15 protein-coding genes are annotated in these 21,750 nt (G+C 60.5%); 6 read left to right on the top strand and 9 right to left on the bottom strand.

Features of this window, described 5'->3' with window-relative positions; genetic code table 11:
• Nucleotides 1-3 precede the first annotated feature (3 nt).
• Genes AL755_RS03600 through AL755_RS03585 form a run of 4 tightly spaced genes read left to right on the top strand, consistent with a single transcriptional unit; the run spans nucleotide 4 to nucleotide 6,018 of the window.
• Nucleotides 4-1,518 (top strand): SCO6880 family protein, encoded by a 1,515-nt coding sequence (locus AL755_RS03600; RefSeq protein WP_054009820.1) that lies wholly within the window; start codon nucleotides 4-6, stop codon nucleotides 1,516-1,518.
• On the top strand, nucleotides 1,518-3,035 hold the full coding sequence (locus AL755_RS03595) for a hypothetical protein (RefSeq protein WP_054009819.1): 1,518 nt from the start codon (nucleotides 1,518-1,520) through the stop codon (nucleotides 3,033-3,035). Before AL755_RS03600 ends, AL755_RS03595 begins: the two co-directional genes overlap by 1 nt.
• 29 nt (nucleotides 3,036-3,064) lie before the next feature.
• On the top strand, nucleotides 3,065-4,909 hold the full coding sequence (locus AL755_RS03590) for a type IV secretory system conjugative DNA transfer family protein (protein WP_054009818.1): 1,845 nt from the start codon (nucleotides 3,065-3,067) through the stop codon (nucleotides 4,907-4,909).
• A complete protein-coding gene (locus tag AL755_RS03585) occupies nucleotides 4,906-6,018 on the top strand; it encodes a DUF4913 domain-containing protein (RefSeq protein WP_054009817.1) in 1,113 nt (370 codons plus the stop codon). The genes AL755_RS03590 and AL755_RS03585 overlap by 4 nt, the downstream gene beginning before the upstream one ends.
• 524 nt (nucleotides 6,019-6,542) lie before the next feature.
• Here AL755_RS03585 and AL755_RS23130 read toward each other — a convergent pair.
• The 4 genes from AL755_RS23130 to mobC form a co-directional block, all read right to left on the bottom strand.
• Complete coding sequence (locus AL755_RS23130; RefSeq protein WP_150117012.1) at nucleotides 6,543-7,076, bottom strand: hypothetical protein; 534 nt, start codon at nucleotides 7,074-7,076, stop codon at nucleotides 6,543-6,545.
• A gap of 135 nt (nucleotides 7,077-7,211) precedes the next feature.
• Entirely contained in the window at nucleotides 7,212-8,315 is a 1,104-nt protein-coding gene (locus AL755_RS03580) for a hypothetical protein (protein ID WP_054009816.1), read from the bottom strand.
• Nucleotides 8,312-10,162, bottom strand: coding sequence for a relaxase/mobilization nuclease domain-containing protein (locus AL755_RS03575; protein WP_054009815.1), 1,851 nt, complete (start codon nucleotides 10,160-10,162; stop codon nucleotides 8,312-8,314). The genes AL755_RS03580 and AL755_RS03575 overlap by 4 nt, the downstream gene beginning before the upstream one ends.
• The gene (gene mobC / locus AL755_RS22210) at nucleotides 10,159-10,533 is read right to left on the bottom strand and encodes a plasmid mobilization relaxosome protein MobC (RefSeq protein WP_082368872.1); all 375 of its coding nucleotides are present in this window, start codon (nucleotides 10,531-10,533) and stop codon (nucleotides 10,159-10,161) included. Before mobC ends, AL755_RS03575 begins: the two co-directional genes overlap by 4 nt.
• Before the next feature lie 201 nt (nucleotides 10,534-10,734).
• On the opposite strand from mobC, the gene AL755_RS03570 reads away from it, so the two are divergent.
• Nucleotides 10,735-11,013 (top strand): hypothetical protein, encoded by a 279-nt coding sequence (locus tag AL755_RS03570; protein ID WP_054009814.1) that lies wholly within the window; start codon nucleotides 10,735-10,737, stop codon nucleotides 11,011-11,013.
• Nucleotides 11,014-12,242: 1,229 nt separating this feature from the next.
• Here the strand turns inward: AL755_RS03570 and AL755_RS03565 are convergent.
• The 5 genes from AL755_RS03565 to AL755_RS03545 form a co-directional block, all read right to left on the bottom strand.
• Complete coding sequence (locus tag AL755_RS03565) at nucleotides 12,243-13,553, bottom strand: ParB/RepB/Spo0J family partition protein (protein ID WP_054009813.1); 1,311 nt, start codon at nucleotides 13,551-13,553, stop codon at nucleotides 12,243-12,245.
• A gap of 571 nt (nucleotides 13,554-14,124) precedes the next feature.
• Complete coding sequence (locus AL755_RS03560; RefSeq protein WP_054009812.1) at nucleotides 14,125-14,550, bottom strand: hypothetical protein; 426 nt, start codon at nucleotides 14,548-14,550, stop codon at nucleotides 14,125-14,127.
• A 516-nt stretch (nucleotides 14,551-15,066) separates the two neighbouring features.
• Complete coding sequence (locus tag AL755_RS03555; RefSeq protein WP_150117011.1) at nucleotides 15,067-20,031, bottom strand: helicase; 4,965 nt, start codon at nucleotides 20,029-20,031, stop codon at nucleotides 15,067-15,069.
• Nucleotides 20,032-20,210: 179 nt separating this feature from the next.
• On the bottom strand, nucleotides 20,211-20,495 hold the full coding sequence (locus AL755_RS22775) for a hypothetical protein (protein WP_150117010.1): 285 nt from the start codon (nucleotides 20,493-20,495) through the stop codon (nucleotides 20,211-20,213).
• Between the two features lie 203 nt (nucleotides 20,496-20,698).
• On the bottom strand, nucleotides 20,699-21,268 hold the full coding sequence (locus tag AL755_RS03545; RefSeq protein ID WP_337589552.1) for a recombinase family protein: 570 nt from the start codon (nucleotides 21,266-21,268) through the stop codon (nucleotides 20,699-20,701).
• Between the two features lie 210 nt (nucleotides 21,269-21,478).
• On the opposite strand from AL755_RS03545, the gene AL755_RS03540 reads away from it, so the two are divergent.
• Nucleotides 21,479-21,679: a hypothetical protein gene (locus tag AL755_RS03540; RefSeq protein WP_054009808.1), complete on the top strand. Its 201-nt coding sequence runs from the start codon at nucleotides 21,479-21,481 to the stop codon at nucleotides 21,677-21,679.
• Nucleotides 21,680-21,750: the final 71 nt, after the last annotated feature.

The following is a 21,750-nucleotide window of genomic DNA, read 5'->3' as shown; positions in this document are numbered from 1 at the left end:
CTCATGGCTGAGACAAAAGTAAACCCGGGTCAGTTCGGGAATTGGCTCTCCAGCGCGCCCATGACCATTGTGGGGTTGCCTCCTTTGGGATTGGTGGTCGCCGCGTTCGCGGTGGTGGCCACGCTGGCGTGTTTCATCGCCGGCGCTTGGGGCAATGGGTTGTTGGTGCTGGTGCTGGCCGCGGTGGTGTTGTTGGTTTTCGCCGTCCGCTTTGGCCCGATGGATGCCGGCGCCACGATTGCCTCTCGGATCTCGGATGCTCTGGGGTCCAAGGCCCGCCAGGGCCGCGGCGAGTCGATGTACGTCACTGGGGCATTGTCGGCACTACCGGCAGAGTCCTTGACGGCGCTGCCCGGAGCGTTGCTCGATATGGAAGAAATTGATGGTGTTGACGGCATAGGCCGCCCCTTCACCCTGTTGCACCACCGTACAGCCGGGGTCCTGGCCGCAACGTTCTGCGGGGATCCGGACGGGACAGCGTTGCAGCCCCAGTCCACGGTGAACCAGCAGGTATCGCACTACGGCGGATGGATCGCCTCCCTCTCTAAGGACGAGTCGATCGTGGGGGCAACGGTCGTCGTTGATTCGTCTCTGTCGTCCTCGGCTCCACTGGTGCGCAAGATCCATGCGGAGGTTTCCTCCGCCGCCCCTGCCCTGGCGCAGGCCGCGCTGCGTGAAGCGGCGGAACTGTTGCCGGGTCGATATTCCTCCGTGGAGTCCTTCACCACGGTGGTGTGGAGCAAGAACGCCCTGCAGGGAGACATCGAGGAGGCCGCGGCCGACGTCGCCGCCCGACTGCCGGCCCAACGCGATGCCCTCTACGCATCCGGTGCCGGATTGTGTGAGGTGGCCACCTCCGAGGAGCTGGCCCGGGAAGTGCTCGTCGCCTATCAGCCGGCCCGGGCCGCTGAGTATGGTTCCGATGATCTGGGGGTGAACACCTGGCGGACTCGCCTGGGGGAGGCAGGGCCGGAGTTTTTTGACGACACTGCCGGTCGGGTCGTCTTCCATGACGGGGTGGCGTCGATGACGGTCATGATGACCGTCCCGCCCCGGATGCACATCACGGAGAAGACCATGGAGAAGCTATTCGCGCCGGCGGAGAAGTTCCTTCGGAAGCGGGTGGCGGTGTTCTACCGTCCGCTCTCCGGCGCCCAGGCGGTGAAGAAGGCCCAGTCCTTGCGGAAGAACACTGGCTTCACCGCGTCTTCGGGAAACGGTAACTCTTCCTCCTTCGACACCCACAAGGTCGAGCTAGCCAGAAAGTCTGAGGCTGAGCTCGTTCAGGGTGCTTCGATGACCAGGTTCATGATGATGGTCACCGTCACCTTTGAACCGACCGCTAAAGCCCATCGTGAGGCTGAAACGAAGATCAAGTCCCTGATGGACCAGTGCGGGCTCACCTACCGTTTTGTCGAACATGGCGGCTCGGCCGCGTTCCACTCCACTCTGCCCTTGGGTGTGCTGCCCTGGCTCTACCGTGGCCCGTTCGCTCTCTGGGCGGAAGGAAAAGCGTAATGAAAACCAAGACTGTAATCCGTGATCTGCGCAAGACAGCCAAGGGTTTCGCCGGTCATGGTGGTGGCCGGTGGGGCAACGTCCCGCAGCCTCCGGACTGGTACACCACCAGTGTTCAGGTGTGCGGGATCTACCCCTTCGGGGCCGGCTCGGCCCGCCCCACGGACGGGGCACCACTGGGTAGGGACATGATTGCCGATACTGCCATCTGTACTGACCCTGAGGCCCTGTACCGTGCCGGGGTCATCTCTTCACCGTCGATGATGATCTTTGGTATCAACGGCGTGGGGAAAACGTCCGCTGGTCAGAACATGGTCCTGGGCATGATCGGCCGTGGCATGACCCTGGGATCCTTTGACCCCATGAAGGGTGAACACACGGCCCTGACCGATGCCCTTGGCGGGAATGTGTTGCGGGTCGGGCCCAACGGCCAGCGCCTGAACATCCTCGCCCCCGGACCTCTGGGGTTAGCGGCTGACATCATTGGCGGTGAGATCGGGGAGGAACTGGCCGAACTGGCACGCACCAAAGCGGTCCAGCAGACCCAGCTGATGGCCCGCATCTGCCGTGGCAAAAGCCTCTCCGATATTGAAGACACCGTGCTGGCCGCCCTCGTGGCCACCGCCCAAACAAACTATCCCCGGCCCGTGACCGCAGACCTGCTGCGGGTCTTTGATTCACCGTCGGAATTGGTGCTGTCCGAGAGCCGACAATCCACGCTGGGGAAGTTCCACAAACGCTTCTCCGAGCTGGGGGAGACCCTGTCCTCCATGCTGGCCGGTGAAATGGGGCAGCTGCTTGGCGGTGCCGATTCCATCGAGTTCGACCCGGGAAACCCCGGCGGGTTCTGCTTCGATACCTCCGGGATCTCCCCGACGAACACCCGTCTGCTCTCGGCTGCGATGTTGGGCACCTGGTCCCTGGGCATGGACGCCATTGACGCTCATTGGGAGCTCGCCCAACACGAAGCCCGCCTGGCCGCTGAAACGCCTGGCTATGAGCCCAAGGTTCGCTGGGGCGGGTACGTGACGTTGATGGATGAGTTCTGGTTCCCGATGCGTCACTGCCCGGGCATCGTGGACCTCGCCGATGCGCTCTCACGCACGAACCGTTCCAAGGGTGTCGCGGAAATCAAGATCACCCACTCACCCAAGGACTTCCTCTCCCTGCCGAACAAAGCAGACCGGGAAACGGCCCGTGGCTTCGCTGAACGCTCCGGACTCCTGGGGCTGATGTCTTTGACCGAGGAAGATCTGCGTGAGTTGAGCAAGGTCAAGAAGCTCACGGAGGAAGAAATCGCCCTGGTGGCCTCATTCAACGCCTCCCAGTCCTGGGGCGGGCGTCGGAACCGTCGCCGCGCCGTGCATGAACACGCCACGGGCAAGGCCACCCCACCACCGGGGGCAGGGAAAATCCTGCTCAAGGTTGAAGGGCGGGTCGGAATCCCGGTGCAGATGATTCAAACCAGCATCCAGGAACAAGTCCACATCACCGATACCCGCTTCCGCACACAATAACCACCCAGCCAGGGAAAGAAGGAACCACCATGGGCGCACCCACCAGGGCACGGTACATGCGGGAAAAGAACAAGCTCACCGTCGTGATGGTGACGGTGGGCATCGCCTTGCTGGTCACAATCGTTGGCGGGATTAGTGTCGGCCAATGGTTGACCGCCGGTGTGTGGGAAACCCCTGTCGCCATCATCGCTTCTTGGGTCCGCGGGGATGCCTCTTTCACGGCCGCCCATGCCTGGGGAATGGGCGGCGTATTCGTGGTCCTTGCAGTCGTTGTGGTCGTTGCCTGGTGGGTGGGGAAGAAGCTGTTCCGGTCCGGGGCCTGGGTGGATCCGGCCTCGATCCACATGGCCTCCGCCAAGGACCTGCAGCCGCTCTCATACAAGGCGGCCGCAGCCAAGGCCGCCAAAGTCGGCGGGGGAAAAACCGACTTCGTGGGGCTGCCTTTGGGTGTTCACGCGCACAGCGGCAAATCACTCCACGCTTCCGTCGAGGACGTAGGTTTGCTCTATGCCGGCCCCAGGACCGGCAAAACCTCATCCTTCGGCGTCCCCCACGTCCTGGCGGCACCGGGACCGGTGTTGGCCACCGAGAACAAGCGCGGCCTTCACGACCACACCCGCCTCTCCCGGGAACGGATCGGGCAGGTCTTTTGCTTCGACCCCCAAGGCATCGTGGGGGAGGCCCCGAGCTGGTGGTGGAACCCGCTCTCAGCGGTCACCGATGAGACCAAAGCGTATGACTTGGCCGAAGTGTTCGCGAAGGCCGAAATGGAGTCAGTATCGTCCTCGGCCAACGGCAACTTCTTTGAACAACGTGCCACGACACTGCTGCGCGGGCTCTTCCTCGCCGCAGCCGTCAGCCAGGGCCAGGCGCTGCGGGATGGGGATCATTACGTGGGGGAGCAGTACTGGCTCCGCGACGTTCAGGGTTGGATTGCAGCCCCAGACGCGGAGGAACCGCCCTCATTGCGAATCCTCGACGGCACCATTTACAAGGAAGTGTTCAACGAGCTCGTGGGCATCTATTCCTCAGCTCCCCAGGAACGTTCCGGTGTGTTCTCCACCGTGCAGGTCATGACCGCCAGCCTCTCGAACCTGCAAATCGCCCGGTGGGTCAACCCCGCACCAGGGGAAGAGTCCGGGCGTGGACGCAAGCACTTTGACCCACTGCGGTTCCTCGACGGCGCCAACACCCTCTACAGCCTCTCCAAGGACGGTTCTGGATCAGCCAAAGCGCTGGTAACCGCGTTGACCGTTGCCGTCTGTGACGCGGCCGAGCAAAAGGCCTCCCGGATGGCCGGGGGGCGGCTGGCCGTACCCCTCGTGGTCGTTCTGGATGAGGCAGCGAACGTGTGCCGATGGCCGAAACTGCCCAAGCTCTACTCCCACTACGGCTCCCGCGGGATCCTGATCGTGACCATTCTCCAGTCCTACCCCCAGGGAGAAGGCGTGTGGGGCAAGGCCGGCATGGACTCCCTCATGGAGGCCGCCAACTGGACGGTCTACGCCGGCGGCAACAAGCCCGGCCACCTCCTGCAACTGTTCTCTGACGCCATTGGCGACTACTACTACACCACCCCTGGCTCCCCAGGCTCCCGCAACTCCCCGGCCGGTCCCCGGCAAGAACACAAGGACAAGATTTTCGACGCCGCCGAGCTCTCCGCAATGCCGCGCGGGCGGGCCGTGTTGCTCTCCTCCGGCAACCGGGCTGCCCTGGTGCGCACCGTTCCCTGGATGGCCACAGCACGCAAAGACGAAGTAGAAGCATCGCTGATGAAGTATGACCCGCAGGCGGAAGAAACCATTCACGCGGCACATGAGTCTCTGGCGGCCTCGCGCTCCAACCCCGACCTGATGGCGGGGTCAGGGATATGAGTTTCGATTTCGATCCCGAGACAGGAGTCATAAACTCCGAGACTGACGACGACCTCGACGGTCTGGCTGACCTAGGAGAGAATGCAGCGCCGGTGGAGGCTGAAGGCCTGGACTTCTACCTCACAGCCTCCGACGTTGCCTCGCTGATGACCGAACGATTGGGCAAGAAAACCACAACGGCCACCTTCCGGCGCATGGTCGTCAAGGCCGACGCCCCAGCGCCGGCCGGTGCTGACGGTAAGACGGTCAAGTGGTCCCAGAACACCATTGACACCTGGCTTGACCGCCTCGAGGAGGCTGCCCGTGAAGCGTCAGATATTGCTGACAGCGACAGCTCACCTGATGGAAGGGACTTCTTCCTTTCAGCCGCTGAAGCTGCCGCCCTAGTCAGTGAAGAATCAAGCAACAAGTTCACCGTTGCCATGTTTCGCCGCATGGTCATGGACGGTGTTGCACCTCCTGCAGTCCTGCAAGCGGGGGGAACCTCCAAGTGGTCACAAGCTGCCTTGGACTCCTGGATCAAGGAAGACCTTGAACGAGAATCTGTGCCCGGAGCTAGCCAGGAACTCGCCACCCTGAACACGGCAACTGAGGGTGATGAAGAAGCCCAACCAAAGCACGCCAATGTCTTTGAATTCTTCGATACCACTTTCAGCCTGTTGTACGAGCTCTACGACACCCAGCCAGGAGTCAAAGAACGAGAAAAACCAGTCCTGGTGTGGTGCCAGCAGTGGTGGCTCCACAAAGCAGTCCTAGGCCGCGTCACAGCAGCCTGGTACGCCTGGGAAGACTCTTACGCATCCGGAGGAGGCGCCATGTCCTCCTGGATCCTCGAACACGCAGACAGGCACTTCGACAGAATCATGGCCGAGGACGGCCCCTTCAGACGATGCAAAGACGGACACAACAGGGTCCTGGAAAAATATCCAACCATCCAGCCCCTCGCACCTCAAGAGGATCCAGAACAACAAGCAGCCGAAGCCTACGCCCAGAAAACCCAAAGGGAGCCCATTCCCCATCCTTCAGTCGGGAGGGGAACCGCCACAGGAACGGGAGGCGATCACCAACCCCCTTCGCCCCCTGAGCGGATTCAATCTCACGGATACTGAAATGAAGCGGCCACAGCATGGATGCTGTGGCCCCTTCATTGTGTCTGCAACACGGTGCACCGTGCTGCGTTATCGAGAGAACAGTTTGCCCTTCACCGCCGTCTTCTGACGGTGCGTTGACCTTGTTCACGGTCTTGCCCTTGCCGGCGGCCACGTGGGCAATCGGGAATTTCAGTTCTCTCTGGGCAAACTCAAGGGCAGCAATGTTGTGAAGCATCTGGGGTCGACCTCTGCAGGCTTTCTGTATCGCAAAGCTAGGAGGCCAGGGCCGTCCCATGTGTCGTTAAATAGCTACTGACCTCAACGACATTGACAGTCATTGAAGTCAGCAACCAAATGATCAACCGTTAGAAGTTTGACGTCGACCATTTTTCAGGTATTGGCGAAGAGGGATTAGGCCGCCAACGAATGCACCCACGAAAAACAAAAACCAGGAGTTTGACTCTCCGGTCAGCTCGCCAAGGCCAGAGCCAATTAATCCACAAATGACGACGAAGATCGGAGCCCATTGACGAATTCGTGAATTAGGAAACAACAAAACTTCCTCCAAAGTGCAAGGCACAATATTTGTTGGTACATGCGAACGAATAGTTGACTACCCCAGGTCCAACAAATCCTACACCGTGATGGGTTGTATTTACCTTGAAAGTCTCACCGAAACTACAAAGCGGTGATACTTGAGTTGGCAAGCACATCTTCATCACCGCAGATGACACCCAACTGGCCTGTGTCCCACCTTGGTACGTCAGCTGAGTGACGTTGCTATCAAATCGCCATCCTGCCAGTGTCCCCGCCGGCGTGGGGTCCCAACTCAATGATGCGTTGGATGACACAACACCATTTTTCGCGGCGTTGAGACATACGTTTGAATGAACGGTAACTCTGCCAACGACGAGGTTAACGCTGCCTTCTTTGACGGTGAAGGAGGTGGCGTGTGGATTGCAATATTGCGTTGCAGCATTTGCAGGCGTCGTTGCAACGAGCGAACCTCCAATAAGGAGTACAAGCGCAACAAAAGTTACAAGAAGTCTTTTCACATTTAACCCCAATGTTCTCATGGCGACACAGTACGCCCGCCACGAACAAGCGAGTCAACAGTAGAACAAATTACTTGACCAAATCGTTATATCTGCATTTTGGTATTTCTGATCTGCAGGTTCCCTTTTGCTTGCAACACGGTGCACCGAGCTGCGCTATCGGGAGATTAGTTTGCCCTTCGCTGCCGTCTTCTGAGGTGCGTTGGCCTTGACCTTGTTCACGGTCCTGCCCTTGCCGGCGGCCGCGTGGGCAATCGGGAATTTCTGTTGTCCCTGGGCGAATTCCAGGGCAGCAACACCTTCCTCACCACCAACACCGGCACGCAGGCGGGCCACGAGCTCCTCCTGCCGGTCAGCGGCCAGATGAGCCGCCTCGGCCTGCCCCAGCCGCCGCGTACCTGCAGTGTCATCCTTGCGCGCAGCGCTGGCGGCATTGGCACTGTTCTCATAGGCCTGATCTATTTCAGGGGACTCTGCCAAGAACGTGTCACGGTACCAGGCTTCCTCGGCCGGGCTGGGACCCTGGGCAAGGGCCTTCTCAGCTTCGACGCGCCCCTCCCTCGCATCAACAAACTCTGCAGCTGCAACCTCTTCCAGTCCGTGAGCCTGCCCACGGACAGTCTTCGCTTCACTGACAACAGCCCCCAGATCAGCAGCGGCCTCCGCATTCTGACCGGTAGCTGCCCGCCACTCCTTGATGAGGAGCTTTTGCTCGGTAACAGTATCTTCAGCCGAATCCGAGTAACGGACCTCGGCCTCGTATTTACTCAGTCGTTCCGGGTTGGCCTGAGCGAAATAGGCTTTGGTGTGAACGAGGTCCGCAGCCCGTTGCTGCTTCTCCATCAACGCAGGCACTGCCGCACCTGCCACTGCTTCCGGAGCGAGCCGGGACAGAGCATCCTCGTCCAAGCCGAAACGCGCAGCGGCTTGTTCCTGAATCACTTTCGCAGCGTCCGCCGCTGCTGGGTCGTGGGCTGACCAAGCAGTAGCAATACGGTACGCCTCTGCTACCTCGGACGGCTTTGCCTGATCCCACCAGGCTTTCTGGGAGGTCGGTTTCAACACCGACAAGGCCGTGCGCTTCTCAGTATCAAACGCCAGCTGCAGACGAGTAGCTTCGCGCTCAGAAAGCGTTGCCTTGTTCCTCAGCAGGTGTTCCCAGACTCGGGAGACTTCCCGACCAATCTGTGATGAGAGCACCATCCCATGCCGGAACAGTTCCTCAAAGGCATCGTCAATGCCGTCTCCTGCTGCACTCATCTGCTGACTCCCTTATCCGGGCCGCGGCCCTTGCGTGGTGGATCGTTACGAGCAACTTTCTGCGCACCTGGGGGAGTGCCGGCAGGGCCCCGCGCACCAGGTGAGAACTTCTGTTGGGACTCCGCAAAGCGAATCGCGTCAATGGCTTCCTCGGCCACGCCTTGGGAGCGTAGTTTCGCCACCGTGGCTTCCATCCGCGCAGCCTGAGTCAACGGCCTAACGACTGGTGTGGACGCCTGCTCGGGCCGGTCCACCACAGCAACGACAGTTGACCTGGACTCGACCTTCTTCTGAGAGGAATCCCCCGGCGTTCTCCCAACCTGCGCAGGTGATTTCACCGGCAGGGGATTGCTCAGCCGGTAGGAATCGTGAACGCCATCCAGTCGCTTCTGCAGCTCAGTGGACAAATGGTGTGACGCTCGTGCCACCCCTATAGCCTCGAAAGACCGGCCCAATTCCTTGCCAGCTCTTGACCAGGCCTTGACCATGGCCACTGCTCCGGCACGGCGGGATTTGCTGATGGCCATGTGCGTGCACAAGTCAGCGTAGAGCCGTGAGGGTGGGTGCACGGCACGCTTTGGCTGGTCCGAAAGTTGAGCATGGCGTGCGAACAAATCGGAGGCATCCCCCAGGGCCTTGGCGTTCTCATCCCCCTCCTTGCCGGCCGCTACGGACCAGGCGGCAAATAGCCCCGCACCGTCGCGTGCGAGCTGCGCGTACTGGGCCAGGTCCTTCACATCTGCCTTGACTACGGTGTCCAGGTAGCCCGCGAGTTCTTTGAAGTAGGCGCCGAGCTCAACAGACGAAACAGCCCCATCATCGGGTGCAGCGAAGGCACGGTTCTTAGCTGCGGCTTTCCATTCAGGCAATGCCAGAGCGGCGTCCGACTCAGACCATCCGGCGCGCAACGAGGGCAAGGAAAGATCCTTGGCCAGGGTCCCTCCGCCGTACCAAATAGGACGTTCGCCATGCACTGGTTTCAGGGCCACCGAATAGCCGGCTACCTGTTCCGTTGATCCTTTGGCGTAATACGGGCGAACCAGCAATCCATTGCCGCGCAGGCGACGAACATACTCACCCTCGGACTGTGCGCCGGCCCCCGAGGCCCGGATGAATCGTGCCAGTTCAAACCGAGGTTGCTCTATCTTGGACTGCTCGGCAATGAGGTGTTGGCGGGCTGTAGAATCCAACAACTTCCAAGGCACCTGGAGAGGGTTCAACTTCGCTTCTTGGACGTACTTTGCCTCGGCACGGCGTCGTGCAACGGAGAGCAACTCACCGGGCGCATAACCCTTTGTCTTGACTCCCTGGCCGAGGATCCTCAGCCCGAATTCTTTCTCAATGACACGAGCTGCTTGCTGGGACCTAAACTTGCTCTTGTAGTCACTCCACCAGGTGCCATCCTCACGAATCATCGACACCGCAAGGTGTACGTGGTCGTTGCCATTGGTACTCACACCGTGGCGAATGGCAACCCATCGGTTGGGGCTCTTGCCGTCTGCACCATCCAAGCTCATCTGGGCTATGAACCGGCGAGAAACCTTCTCCCAGAACTCATCATCACGCACACCAGCTTCACCCAGCTGGGAAGGATCAAGCGCGAGCGAAACATGCAGCACATGATCCCTGGCCAATTCACCAGGGCGGAAGGCGCTCTTGGGGAAGTTCATCTCTTGCCCCAAAAGTGCAACAGCTTCACCGGTCAAAGCCTGACCATCAAGGACAGAAACGATTTGATCTGATGCGCATACAAGGTGAATGTCCGTGTGTTCATTTACCTTGCCAGGACCAGCCAGGTATCGGATCAATCCCTGCATTCTGTTGCCGGTCACCACGTTGGGAATCATGATTGTTCCATTTTCGCCAGGATCATGTTCACGCGTAACGCAGCACGTTGTACTGCGGCAACAGCAGTGGCCGCCTCGGCAGGAAATTCGCCAGTGGAGTTCGCGTGCCTGGCGAGCTGATTGATGTTGTTACTCAGGGACCGGACAAGGTTTCGAATCCCTGCAAGTTCTTCCTTAACCTCAACCTCAACTGCGAGCCTTTCGGCACCTCCGTCAGTCAAAGCAGACTCTCGCAACAGGCGGGGAACTGATTTCTTCGCTCGATCAGCACGCAGCAATAGAGCGGCACGCTCGTGCTCTGAAACCTTGACCTGGAAAGGTTGAGCGTTTCGGCCGCCACTGACGTTCTCAGAACGGATACGAGCTGGCAACTAAGTCCCCTTTCCCTATCAAATGGCCCAGCGCAGCGACCCTGACAACGTCGGGGACGCAAACCCAGTTTGCCACCAACCGAGCGCGAAAGCGAGGTTGTAAGCCATTTAGCATAGCTAAATGCCCAGCTTGCTCCGCTCCTGGTTTGGTTTTGGGTTTTCGCCTTGCGGCGGGCCACGGTGGGAACCTAGGCTGAAAGCATGACTATCGACCAGATCACCGAAGAAGCCGAACGCCGACTGTCCCAGGATCGGGACGAGAAAATACAGGCCGTGCGTCGTGCCGGAGAAAGCGGCCTGGCCCTCACTGAGGCCCGAGAGTTGTTGGCCGCAGCTGAGCGCGAACACAACCAAAATCACGCAGCCGCATTGCGGCAGGGGTGGACCGCGAAGGACCTCAAGGACTTCGGGATCGAACAGGCAACTAAGTCCTCAGGCGGACGTCCGAAAAGGACCACGTCTGCTCCCGCAGCCGAGTAAAAACTCCTTCAAGAATCGGTGGTCAAGGTTCATGGCCTCCTGACTACACGTGCACGGCAAAAGATTGATCCTTCGGTCTTTTCCCGCACACCTGTGGACAGCAGGAACCAAACGAACACCCGCACACAACCACCAGCTCACCACGGGCAGGTACCTCACCACCGCGACCGGTGGATGTGCACGGCCTCTGCAAAGTAGCCACTCACCAAAACAGCAGATGGGAGGTTGTCCCGGCTACGCCGGGACAACCTCCCATCCACTTCCCTTCGTGCAACAAACCCACCTTCTTGACCACACCACCCCCGCACCAGGCTGTGCACGGGTGACGGAAAACCCAACGAAACCTCTGGGACCCCAGCCGACCTGGCACCGGTGTGCAGCCGGTCAGTATGGGCCCCGGTATCCACCTGTGGGCAGGAAAAGACCGAAGGACAAACTCTTTTGCTGTCCACCTGTGGACATCGGGAAACCCAAACCAATCCACACACAAACCTGCTTTTGCCGGCGTAGCCGGCTGCCACCCTTCCACGAGGTTGTGCCCAGTCAACGGCCCACCCAATGTGAGACACCAATGTTCGTGACCTGATGACTGTGTACAACCGGTCCCATGGGTCCCGTCGTCCACCTGTGTGCGGGAAAACACCGAAGGACAGAATGTTTTGCCGTGCACCTGGGGGCGAGGGGAAACCCAACCTGGCCAGGCACCCAACCTCTCCTGTGCCGGCGAAGCCGGCCGCCACATTTCACAACATCCACCACGACCGAGAATTCTTGGGCGACACTAAGGGATGACTATTTCCGAAGCTTCACGTCCTCCTCGTCAGCGAGTCAAGGTTGAAGGCCGCGACGATTTCGGGGAGGTTCTTTCCCTCGGTGTAAACGTTGGCGGTAGTGACCAGGTCTTTTGTGTTGCCGTCCATTTCCCACTGGATGGCCTGTGCGCATACTACGACAAGAGCCGAGTCAAGCTCCTTCCTCCGCTCGAAAGCACTTACCCGACACGTTAGGCAACCACCCGCTCGAGGCGGTGGGCCGGTGCCGGTGACGGCACCGGCCCTGGGCGGTGAGATTCCCACTTATCTGTGGCGGCTCCGGCACCGGCCGCGTTTTCAAAACCGGGCACTGCGGTTGGTTCCGAGGGCTGCATGCTGTTAAACTTTGAGGGAAGTGAAAAGCACGGCACCTAGATACTTCTGACATCTAGGTTCCGTGCTTTTCCTTTCTTGTTTCTACTTGCTGCTCATCAGCTTCTCAACGTCGCTGAGGGAGTAACCCCAGACTGCGAGCTGCTTCAAGTAGTAGGAGTGATTCTCGTCCTCGTGTCGCCAGCTCGTGCGATCGATCGAGGCCTCGTAGGCGGTGATCATGATCGCCAGCGACACCATTTCCGGCTTCACCGTGGCCTTGGCCAGATGCTTCTGCAGTTCACCCCGGTCTGCTCCGCATCCCAGCAGCGTGGCCGTCAACGCGGCATAGTTGGTGCCCTTGGCCACGAGGTACGAGGAGTGAGTCAGGGTGTGGGCGATGAACCGTGCCGTGTCCTTCGGTACCGTCTTCCGGGACAGCAGGGCGACCAAGAATTCTCGTCTGACGACCTCGGCCGAGTCAGCGGCCTTGTTGTTCTCGATCGTCGTTCTTCTGGCCAGCTTCTCTTCCTCGGTCATGCCCCCGGCTGCGGGCTTGCCACCCTTACGCAGGCCACGGGCTTTCCAATCCGCGACGCACAGCCGCTCGCTGATTCCGCTGTAGCCGGTGTTCAGGTACACGGCGTCGGCATCCGCACCGGTCAACTTCTCACCCTCGGCGGTCGTCAGATCATAGATGCTAGCGGCCGGGCCTTTGTAGTCCCATCCGTTCGGGTTCTCCTCCAGAACGGTCAGGCCCTTGGCTTCAGCTTCAGCGGTGGCCGTGGCGATCAGGGCGGCAGTTGCCCGATCGTCTCTCATGCGTTGGGCTTTGTGGACGAAGTTGCCCGGGTTTTCCAACGCTGCCTTTTCCAGTTCGTTGGCTTCCTCGGGGTTGGCGCTGAACTCCGCAATCACAACTGACTGCTCCAATGTCAGTCCCTGGGCGAGTGCGGCGGCGGCCGTCTCGTTGGCCTTGACGGCCAGCGCGGTCTGGACGGTGGCCTTCTTGGCTCCTGTTCTTCTGGCGATCATGGTTGCCGAGACACCGAGCAGTGACATCTGGTGGTAGGCGTCGGCGCGGTCGGCGTCCGTCAGGGCGCGGCGCATCTCGTTCTCCACCACTTGGGTGGCCAGCCGGTCGGCTTCTTCCCGTGTGGCCACGACATGGACGGGAATGGCGGTAAGGCCAACTTCGACGGCGGCCAGCGTGCGGCGCTGGCCCATCTGCACGTGCACCGTTCCGTCTTCAGCACGGTGGCCGACAACAGGGACGAGCACACCGTGTTCCTTGATGGAGGCCACGAACTCGGGGGTCAGGGCAGCCTCTTTGCGGACGTTCGTGTCTACGGTGAGCGTGGTCGGGTCGAGCAGTTCCGTAGCGGTGGCCACGGGGTTTTCGGATACAGCAGTCATGAGGGTTTTTCCTTTTTGGTCAGGGTGGGGTGCGAGAGCGGCGTTACCCGGCCAGCTGCTTTTCTCTTCTCCCCGTTGTTTTTTGGTTGCTAGCGAAGCTTGCGTAGCTGTGGCCGACGGAGCCCTGTCTACCCGTAAGGGCAAGACTGAGAAAACGTGTGGAGGAAATAAGCGACGCAGGAGCGCCGGAACATGTTTTCCCTGGCGCAGGCCCCGACGAAGGAGGGGCTAGACGGGGTGGAGCGGACACGTAGAATCCGAAGGACAGCAACCAAAAAACGCGCAGCGGTTTTCAAAAACAGGGGTGGGCGCGGCGGAGCTTGCGGAGCCGGGGCCACCCCCAACAGTCGTACGCGCAGCGGACGCCCAATAACCTGGTGCGAGCTCGCGAGTACCAGGTCTTCGGTTCCTGGCCGCGCTAGCGGACGGGAACCAGCATGAGGGGCCGGCTTCTCAACGCCGGCCATCTGAGCGTTCATTGGATTCCTTCTGAAACTTGTGAGGGATTGAGCGCGGAACCTAGATACTTCTGACATCTAGGTTCCGCGCCGCTCCATAGTTCAGGCTGGAACTAGCTCAGGTTTAGGCTGTAGGGCTGTCGGTATTCCGGGGCTAGCTGGTCGGCCGTGTCCGGCAGGTTAGGCGGGCCGTCAGTACGGTTTTTCCACCCGTTGAATGCCTCGGCGGTGATGGCCTCCCAGTGCGCGGCCTGTGTGCGGTAGAACGTCGTCTTCACGTCCCCCTCGCAATACGTTGCCATCCCGAACAACGGCCCGGATGCGTCGGCGGTCTTGGTCACGGCCACCATGACGTAAGGCCATTGGCCCAAGTCCCAGCCGTCAACACCCCATGCCCCGCAGGCAACCCAGCCTTCTTCCTCGATCTTCTCCATCCACTCGTAACCGCCGTCCTCGTGCGCATCGGTCAAGACACGGACGCCGGAAACGATTTCGTGGGTGTCCACCGTGCAGGTGGTTCTCAGAGCTGTAGCAAGCATTGCGGGTCTCCTTCGTTGGGTGTGGGGCGAGCGAGCGGTGTTACCCGGCCAGCCTCTTTCTCTTCTCCCCGTTGTTTTTGTTTGGTGGCGAAGCTTGCGTAGCTGTGTCCGACGGAGCACTGTCTACCCGCAGGGCAAGACCGGGAAAACATGTGGAGGAAATAAGCGAGGAACGAGCGCCGGAACATGCTTTTACCGGACGAAGGCCCCGACGAAGGAGGGGCTAGACGGTGTGGAGCGGACACGTAGAATCCGAAGGACACCAACAAAAACGCGCAGCGTAGAAACAGGTGGATGGGCACGGCGGAGCTTGCGGAGCCGGGACCACCCACCCAACAGCCGGCCGCGAAGCGGACGCCCACTAACCTGGTGCGAGCTCGCGAGTACCAGGTCGTTGGAAACCTCCGTCGTACCGCGGAGCCAGCCCACAATCGCGGCATGAAGAAGCCCCACAGTGGGTCATAGCGGGACGCATTGCGGGGCTTCTTTGTTCACCCTACATAGAGTGAATGGGGTTTAGGAGATTCCCCGGTCGGGACCCCCTCGTGTTGGTCCGTTGCGTTGAATCGCGGGATTGGGTGTGGGTGCGTTGCTTCGATCCCCATGGTCGAGCCTCCTTGGCTGGGGACGTGAGGAACGGAAGAGACTCTGCGCGAAGGCTTGTGCCTCCAACGCCTCTGCCAGGCGCGGATCCTTCAAGGGAGTATTCCCCGGTTGCCCACCCTCAGGCTGTGGTGTTTTCGGCTCGGTCTTCTCCATCGAGGCTTTGAGTTTCGCGTCGAGCTCCTTGCTCTTCTCGCGGGCGCCGGCCAGTTTGTCCTCGTATTTGAAGGGCTTGCCGAGCTGGGCGTCAATGTCGACCAGAACGAGCTGCTTCTCAGCGATGGTGCGTTGCAGCTTGGCTGCGACGTCGGGGATCCCGGCGACCCGGTTCTCCAATCTGGTCACCATCCCGGTCCCGCCCTCCAAAATCAATCCCCGGCTAAACACTGTTCCCGTGTCCGGCAGGCCTTTCACCTGGATCACCAGGTCTTGGTAGGAGCCGAGGCGGGATTGGTGGGCCGCGTTAGAGACCACGAGTTCCTGCCCGCCCAGGACGGCCATGGTGCCGTAGTCATGCTGGCGGTGGGCGAAGTTTCCGAAGTCGGGGGTGTTGGTTTTCACCCAGTCGTAGATGCCGGCCACGGCGTCGGCCCTTGTGTCCACGGCCTGTGAACCGAAGGTCATCGTGAAGGCATCGCCTTGCGTCGACAGGATGGTGGACATGGCGGCCAGCACGGCCGGTAGCTTCTGCCCAGCCATGTCAATGGTCGATTGCGCCGAGGCACGGGACCATTGCAGAGAACTCTGGTTCTTCTCAAAGGCACGCTTGAGTCGTTCCAGCTTGGTCCGCGCTGCGTCGGCTTCGATCTTCTCCATCACCAGCGGGTTACCGCTGGTGGCGGCCTTGATCTGCGCGGCATTCAAGGCCAGGTCTCCCACGTCTTCGAGCTCGCGCACGTCCAGGCGCCCGCGCAAGACCTGATTGATCATGGTGGCCTTGCGCTGGATCCCGTCCCACGCCGCGCTGTCGTAGCTGCCCATGGTGGCGTACTGGAAGTTGTAGACCTCCGCGTTGGCATTGCCCTGGCGGATGATCCGGCCATCACGCTGGGTGAGGTCGGCCGGGCGCCAGGGGCAGGTCACGTGATGCAGGGCCATGGCGCGCAGCTGCACGTTCGTACCGGTACCCATCATAGGTGTCGACCCCAGGAGCACCGCGACGTCGCCGCTGCGGCACTGCTCAAAGAGGGCCGCCTTTTGCTCGGCCTTGGGGAAGTCATGAATGAACTTCACCTGGTCAGCCTGAATGCCGCCGGCTACCAGCTGATCCTTGATCTGCTGGTAAGCGGTCCAGACGGGCTGCCCGTCCGGGCCCTTGTCCTTGGACGGGGTAGACATGTCGCAGAAGATGATCTGCAACGCACCTCGCTGGGCGGACATGGTCCCGGAGTTGAACCCGGTCTCGTACTGGTTCTCGCGATTGGCTTCCCACACCTTCAAGGTGTTGGCCACTACGTGGTCAATCTTCGTCGCGGATTGGGGCTCGATGCCCACCATCCGCAGGTCAAGGGCGGCCTTGCGGCCGTCGTTGTAGACCGTCAGGGCGTTATCCGCCCCCTTCTGGGCCCAACCCTTGAGGCTATCCAGCCGCTCGGCCAGGCCCTGCATGTACTCGGCCAGTTCCAGAGGCTGCGGGATCAACACCAGCTCGGGCTGCCGCTCCCCGTCGCTGGGGCGCTTCACCAAATCCGGTGTTGCCAGGTTCAGGTCCTCGGAGAGCTTCACGTCCGCGAAGACGTGAAAGGTACGCAGCATTTCCGGCACGTTCTTGAACTTGGCGAACCGGGACTTGTTCTTCAGCCGGCCGCCGGCGTCCATCTCGATGGCCGTGACGGTCTCACCAAACGTCGCACCCCAAATATCGAAGTTCTCCACCCCGGCATCCCGGAGCAAATCCGGGCGCAGGTAGCGCTGCATGACGTGCGCCTCGGTCAAAGAGTTCGCAATCGGGGTACCGGTGGCCATGGTGGCCACGCGCTCACCATGGGTAGAGCGCAGGTACTCCAACTTCAGGTGCATGTCAGTGGCACGGACTGAACCGGTGATCTCGGCGCCCTTGATATTGGTGACGGTGCGCAGGTTCTTGAAGTCGTGAGCCTCATCCACGAACAGGTAGTCGACGCCGGTGTCCTCGAACGTCAGGCCCGGATCCGGGGCCGTGTCCATGAGCTTCTTCATCCGCTCTTCTTCGGCCTGGAGCTTAGTCTCCAGCTTCTTCACCGTGGTCCGGTCCTCGCCGTTCTCCATGGCATTGGTGATGGTTTCCCGGACGTCACCGATCAGGGTGTGCTGGTACGCCTCGATCGTCTCGGCCTTCACCCCGATGCTCTTGAACGCGGTCTGGGTGATGATGATCCCGTCCCAATCATTCGCAGCGACGCGGGCAACGAAGCGCCGGCGGGCGCTGCTGTCCGTCTTGACGGTCTTGATGTCATCACTGCCGGCAGAGAGCAGGCGTGCCTGCGGATAGAGCTCCAACCACTCACGGGTGAACTGCTCCAGCATGTGGTTGGGGACAACGACCATGGGCTTGGTGGCCATGCCCAGGCGTTTAAGCTCCATCGCCCCCATCACCATCTCCGCGGTCTTTCCCGCACCGACTTCATGGAACAGGCCCACGGACGGTTCGGAGATGATACGGGCAACCGCGGTGCGCTGGTGCGGGTGCGGCTTGAAGGATGCGGCCAGCCCGGGCAAGGTCAGGCGCGCACCTTCCTGGCTGTAATCGCGCAGCGCGATGGAGTTGAAGCGGCGGTTGTATTCATCAATCAACCGGGTGGCCCGTTCCGGTTCCTCCCACACCCATTCCGCGAAGCGCTCCTGCAGCGCGTTGGCCGATTCCTGGGCGGCCTCGGTCTCTTCAAGATTGGCAACCTTCTTGCCATCGGCGTCCGTGTCCTCAACCTGGATACTCTTTTGCTCCAGGATGCTCTGGAGCAGGTCCGGGGCGGGCCGGCGGTGGGTTCCCCACTCGCTGGTGGCCTTGACCGTGCCGCGGTCAGCCTTGACCCGCCAAATCCCAGAACCGACACTACTCACCGATGCTCGCGGGTCATTCAGGGTCTCGCGAATGAACCTCTGGTGGTCTTCGACACTGATCCATACGGCTCCAAGGCGGGCTTCAACGTCCTCCATGCCCACCGGGGTGGGCTGGACCTTCTCCAGGGCGGCGACATTGATGTTCCATCGCGGGTCCTCAATGGCTGCTGCACGGACCGCGTCCAGCTTCACCCGGACATTACCGGAGAGGTACTCCGGCGCCGTCACCAGAGCAGCGGTGGCGGGGTCGTCAAAGACGAGCTCGCCCAACTGCGCCCGCGCTTCCTCCGGGCTACTGCCCACCAGATCAGCAATGACGTCCAGCTCCGGGGCACCATAGCTATCCAGACAGATAGCCAAGGCCTCATCAATGGTGTCAGCACCCATGACAGGCTTGCGAACCTGCACCTGGCGGTGTACCAACAGCCCTGCTGGTAGTGCCTTCTGCGTTTCCGCATTGAAGTCTTCCAGGGCACTGGGCAAGCTACCGAAGGGATCAAGGCTTTGGAGCTTCTTCACAGCAGGAGCCGAGATACGACTAACGATGGTCTCGCCGGTGTCCTTATCAGTCCGTTCCCTCGTCGTGAACCGGTTGATCGGTCCGAATTTCTCTGCGTACCGGTTGTAGTCGGCCAGAAGCGTGGCCCTGTGGGCGTCCATTTCCGGGGTGTCTTCCCGGTCTGCGGCTTCCAGTTCCATCAATGCTCGGGCACCGTCACGCAGCCCCAACAGGGCGCGCATTTCAACGGCATGGGACTTGGGGACTTCCAGGGGTACGGACTGGCCGTGTTCGAGCACAGTAAAGGAACCATTGCGCTCGGCGGTGATCGTTCCGTCCCACGCCGCCTGACCGGCTTCCAGCAGGGCCGCCGGCTCCTTGCCGGCAACTGTCTGGGCGGGGGTATGACCACGGTCTTCGGCCAGGGCATCGGTAGTGATGTGGCGCAGTCGCTCACCCAGCAGGGAGGGTACGGCCGAGAGGTCTCCATCCGCTTTGACGGTCACTGTCTCTGCCCCGTACATGCCCGTGCCCACGGTGATCTGGCCCAGGACATTCTGCGGGTGGGTATCGAAGTAGTGGTTGATCTTGATGTTCTTGCCGTCAACGATGACCGGGCCCACGGTTTCCCAGTCGGTGTTGGCCGGTTCCCGGCCTGCCTCGCGCTTGCGGAAGAACAGGACATCGGTCAGGGCATCCGTGCCGGCGGCACGACGGTGAGCGGCCGTGGGCAGGCGCACGGCGCCCACCAAGTCAGCCATCGCGGACATTTCCCGGCGTGCTGCCGGGTTCGCCGCATCAAGAGTGAAGCTAGAAGACAGCACCGCGACGTAGCCACCAGGCTTGACCGCTTCCAGGGACTTGATGATGAAGTGGTTGTGCATCGAATGCTGACCCTGATTGAACGCCTTGTCGTACAGGGCAGTCTTCCCGAAGGGGACATTGCCCACGGCCAGGTCGAAGGAATTTCTCTGCAGCTGCGTATCCGCAAACGATTCGGTGCGAATCCGCGCCTGCGGGTACAGGGCCTGGGAAATACTGGCCGTGAGCGGGTCCAGCTCAACACCAGTCATCCGCGCCCCCGCTGGAGCCATGCCAATGAACGTGCCCGAGCCTGACCCCGGTTCCAGAACGTCTCCGCCAGTGAACCCCAGCTGCTCCACGGCAGCCCACATTGCCTGGACAATGCCCGCATCCGTGTAGTGGGCATTGATCGTCGTTCGGGAGGCAGCGTCGAACTCCTTCTCCGTCAATGCCGCCCTTAACGTGGCGCGTTCCTCAGCCCAGTCTTCCTTGTCGAAGAGTTGCGGTACGGCTCCCCAGCTGGACCACCTGGCCAAGCTGCGCTGTTCTTCTATCGTTGCTGTGCGTTGTTCGACCTCGAGCAAGCGGACGACACGAATTGCCTCATAGTTCGCCGCGAAACGGGCCTTCTGCCCCGACGGGGCTAGGTCGTCCTGCGAGACAGGCCGGAAAGCTTGGTCCTGTACCGCGGCTGCAGCCGGCGCAAGCTGATGGTCTAGCTCTGGTCCTCGTCCAGGGCCACCGCCGGAGTTTCCTCCATCTCTTCCTCCGACGGCGGCAGGGATGCGTAGATCCTCTCCTGGTACACCAGCTCGCGTGCCCTGAACCGAGCCATGTTGCGCTCTCCCAGGATTTCCAGCGTTGATCGACCTTGCGTGTCGTGTTGGATCAGGCTGTCCATCACGTCCCCGATCTGGTCCTCGATCTGTGTCCCCAAGTTCGAAAAGTACGTCTCGGGATCCTGGATCTCGCTGAACGACTTCGGGTCGTGATTCCTCATCGTTTCCATGGCGTGTTGCCCGTGCGTGTTCATTCCGTGTCTCCTCTGGTTCTGACCACAATGAATCCAAACTCATTTGGCCGTCAATGTCGTACTTCGTTTTTTTACGTACCACGCCAGTTCTTCCAATCGTTGGACATTTCTCCAACGTTAACACTGAAATTCCGCGAATCTACGCCTATTTTGACCCCATTTATCTGGGTCTATCTAAGGGTCTTGCGTTCCTTGGAAAGCTCTCTGACGACCGTGGATTCACTGACGTCGATGGTCTCGGCAATTGCCTTGATAGTGAACTTTTCGGATCGCATCCGATGTGCCGTGGCCGCCTTGGTGGGTGTCATTTTGGTGGGTCGGCCGCCAGTGCGCCCTCGGGCCTTGGCGGCCCTGAGCCCGTCCATGGTCCGTTCCCGCAGTCGATTGCGCTCGTACTCCGCCAGGGCAGAGAAGATCTGGAAGATCATCAACCCGTGAGAGGTGGAGGTATCCAGATAAGGCTCCTGCAAAGAACGGAACCCCACCTGTCGTTCTGCCAGAGAAGCCACGATACTGGCCAGGTCAGCCGCGTTGCGGCCGAGCCTGCTCAGATCGTTGACCACCAGCACATTGCCCGGCTGCAAGTACGACTGACATTCCTCCCAGCCCGGGCGCTCCTGCGTGGCCCCGGAGGCCTTGTCGACGAAGACCTTGAACGCGCCGGCCTTATCCAAGGCGTCCAGCTGCAAATCCAATGCCTGGTCAGTCGTACTGACTCTGGCATAACCAATGAGGTTCACGGCATCACTTCCTTGCAGTCGAAAACGGTCTTCACCCGGTTCTGACAACATTAGTTTTCGCAGTCGAGTTCTGACACAATCTAAGCCTAAAAAACCAGCCTCGTCCAGCATCGACGGGCCGACCAGTCAAAAACGGTCCCCATATGCCGAACCCTTATACGGGCAAATTCGACTTGTTACTGGCGCCGCTGGGCTGGCACTCTGGCTTATATGAGGAATCACCTGATCGTCATCACGAGCATCCTTGCCACACTCGCGGCCAATGTCGCACTGGACGTTTACACCGGCGTTCCGATGCTAATTCGTTGGGCTTTTTCCCTTGGCTTTGGGCTGCTCATCACCCTGATATTGAGCAATTTGTCCAAACGCCGCGACGCGCGAATCAACCACGATGCTTTGGACGGCCTGTGAGCCTGTGCTCCACTGGAACGGTGAAGTGCTGTGGATAAGATCGGCATCGAAACCGACCCGCCCGTCCATTT

This window comes from Arthrobacter sp. ERGS1:01, assembly GCF_001281315.1.
In the GTDB taxonomy this organism is placed as follows: Bacteria; Actinomycetota; Actinomycetes; order Actinomycetales; family Micrococcaceae; genus Specibacter.
This window is presented reverse-complemented; position numbering and strand designations above follow the sequence as displayed.

Bases quoted from the DNA above. Each gene is read 5' to 3' on its own strand.
- AL755_RS03600 (WP_054009820.1), top strand. From the start codon at position 4: ATGGCTGAGACAAAAGTAAACCCGGGTCAGTTCGGGAATTGGCTCTCC.
- AL755_RS03595 (WP_054009819.1), top strand. From the start codon at position 1,518: ATGAAAACCAAGACTGTAATCCGTGATCTGCGCAAGACAGCCAAGGGT.
- AL755_RS03590 (WP_054009818.1), top strand. From the start codon at position 3,065: ATGGGCGCACCCACCAGGGCACGGTACATGCGGGAAAAGAACAAGCTC.
- AL755_RS03585 (WP_054009817.1), top strand. From the start codon at position 4,906: ATGAGTTTCGATTTCGATCCCGAGACAGGAGTCATAAACTCCGAGACT.
- AL755_RS23130 (WP_150117012.1), bottom strand. From the start codon at position 7,076: ATGAGAACATTGGGGTTAAATGTGAAAAGACTTCTTGTAACTTTTGTT.
- AL755_RS03580 (WP_054009816.1), bottom strand. From the start codon at position 8,315: ATGAGTGCAGCAGGAGACGGCATTGACGATGCCTTTGAGGAACTGTTC.
- AL755_RS03575 (WP_054009815.1), bottom strand. From the start codon at position 10,162: ATGATTCCCAACGTGGTGACCGGCAACAGAATGCAGGGATTGATCCGA.
- AL755_RS03570 (WP_054009814.1), top strand. From the start codon at position 10,735: ATGACTATCGACCAGATCACCGAAGAAGCCGAACGCCGACTGTCCCAG.
- AL755_RS03565 (WP_054009813.1), bottom strand. From the start codon at position 13,553: ATGACTGCTGTATCCGAAAACCCCGTGGCCACCGCTACGGAACTGCTC.
- AL755_RS03560 (WP_054009812.1), bottom strand. From the start codon at position 14,550: ATGCTTGCTACAGCTCTGAGAACCACCTGCACGGTGGACACCCACGAA.
- AL755_RS22775 (WP_150117010.1), bottom strand. From the start codon at position 20,495: ATGAGGAATCACGACCCGAAGTCGTTCAGCGAGATCCAGGATCCCGAG.
- AL755_RS03540 (WP_054009808.1), top strand. From the start codon at position 21,479: ATGAGGAATCACCTGATCGTCATCACGAGCATCCTTGCCACACTCGCG.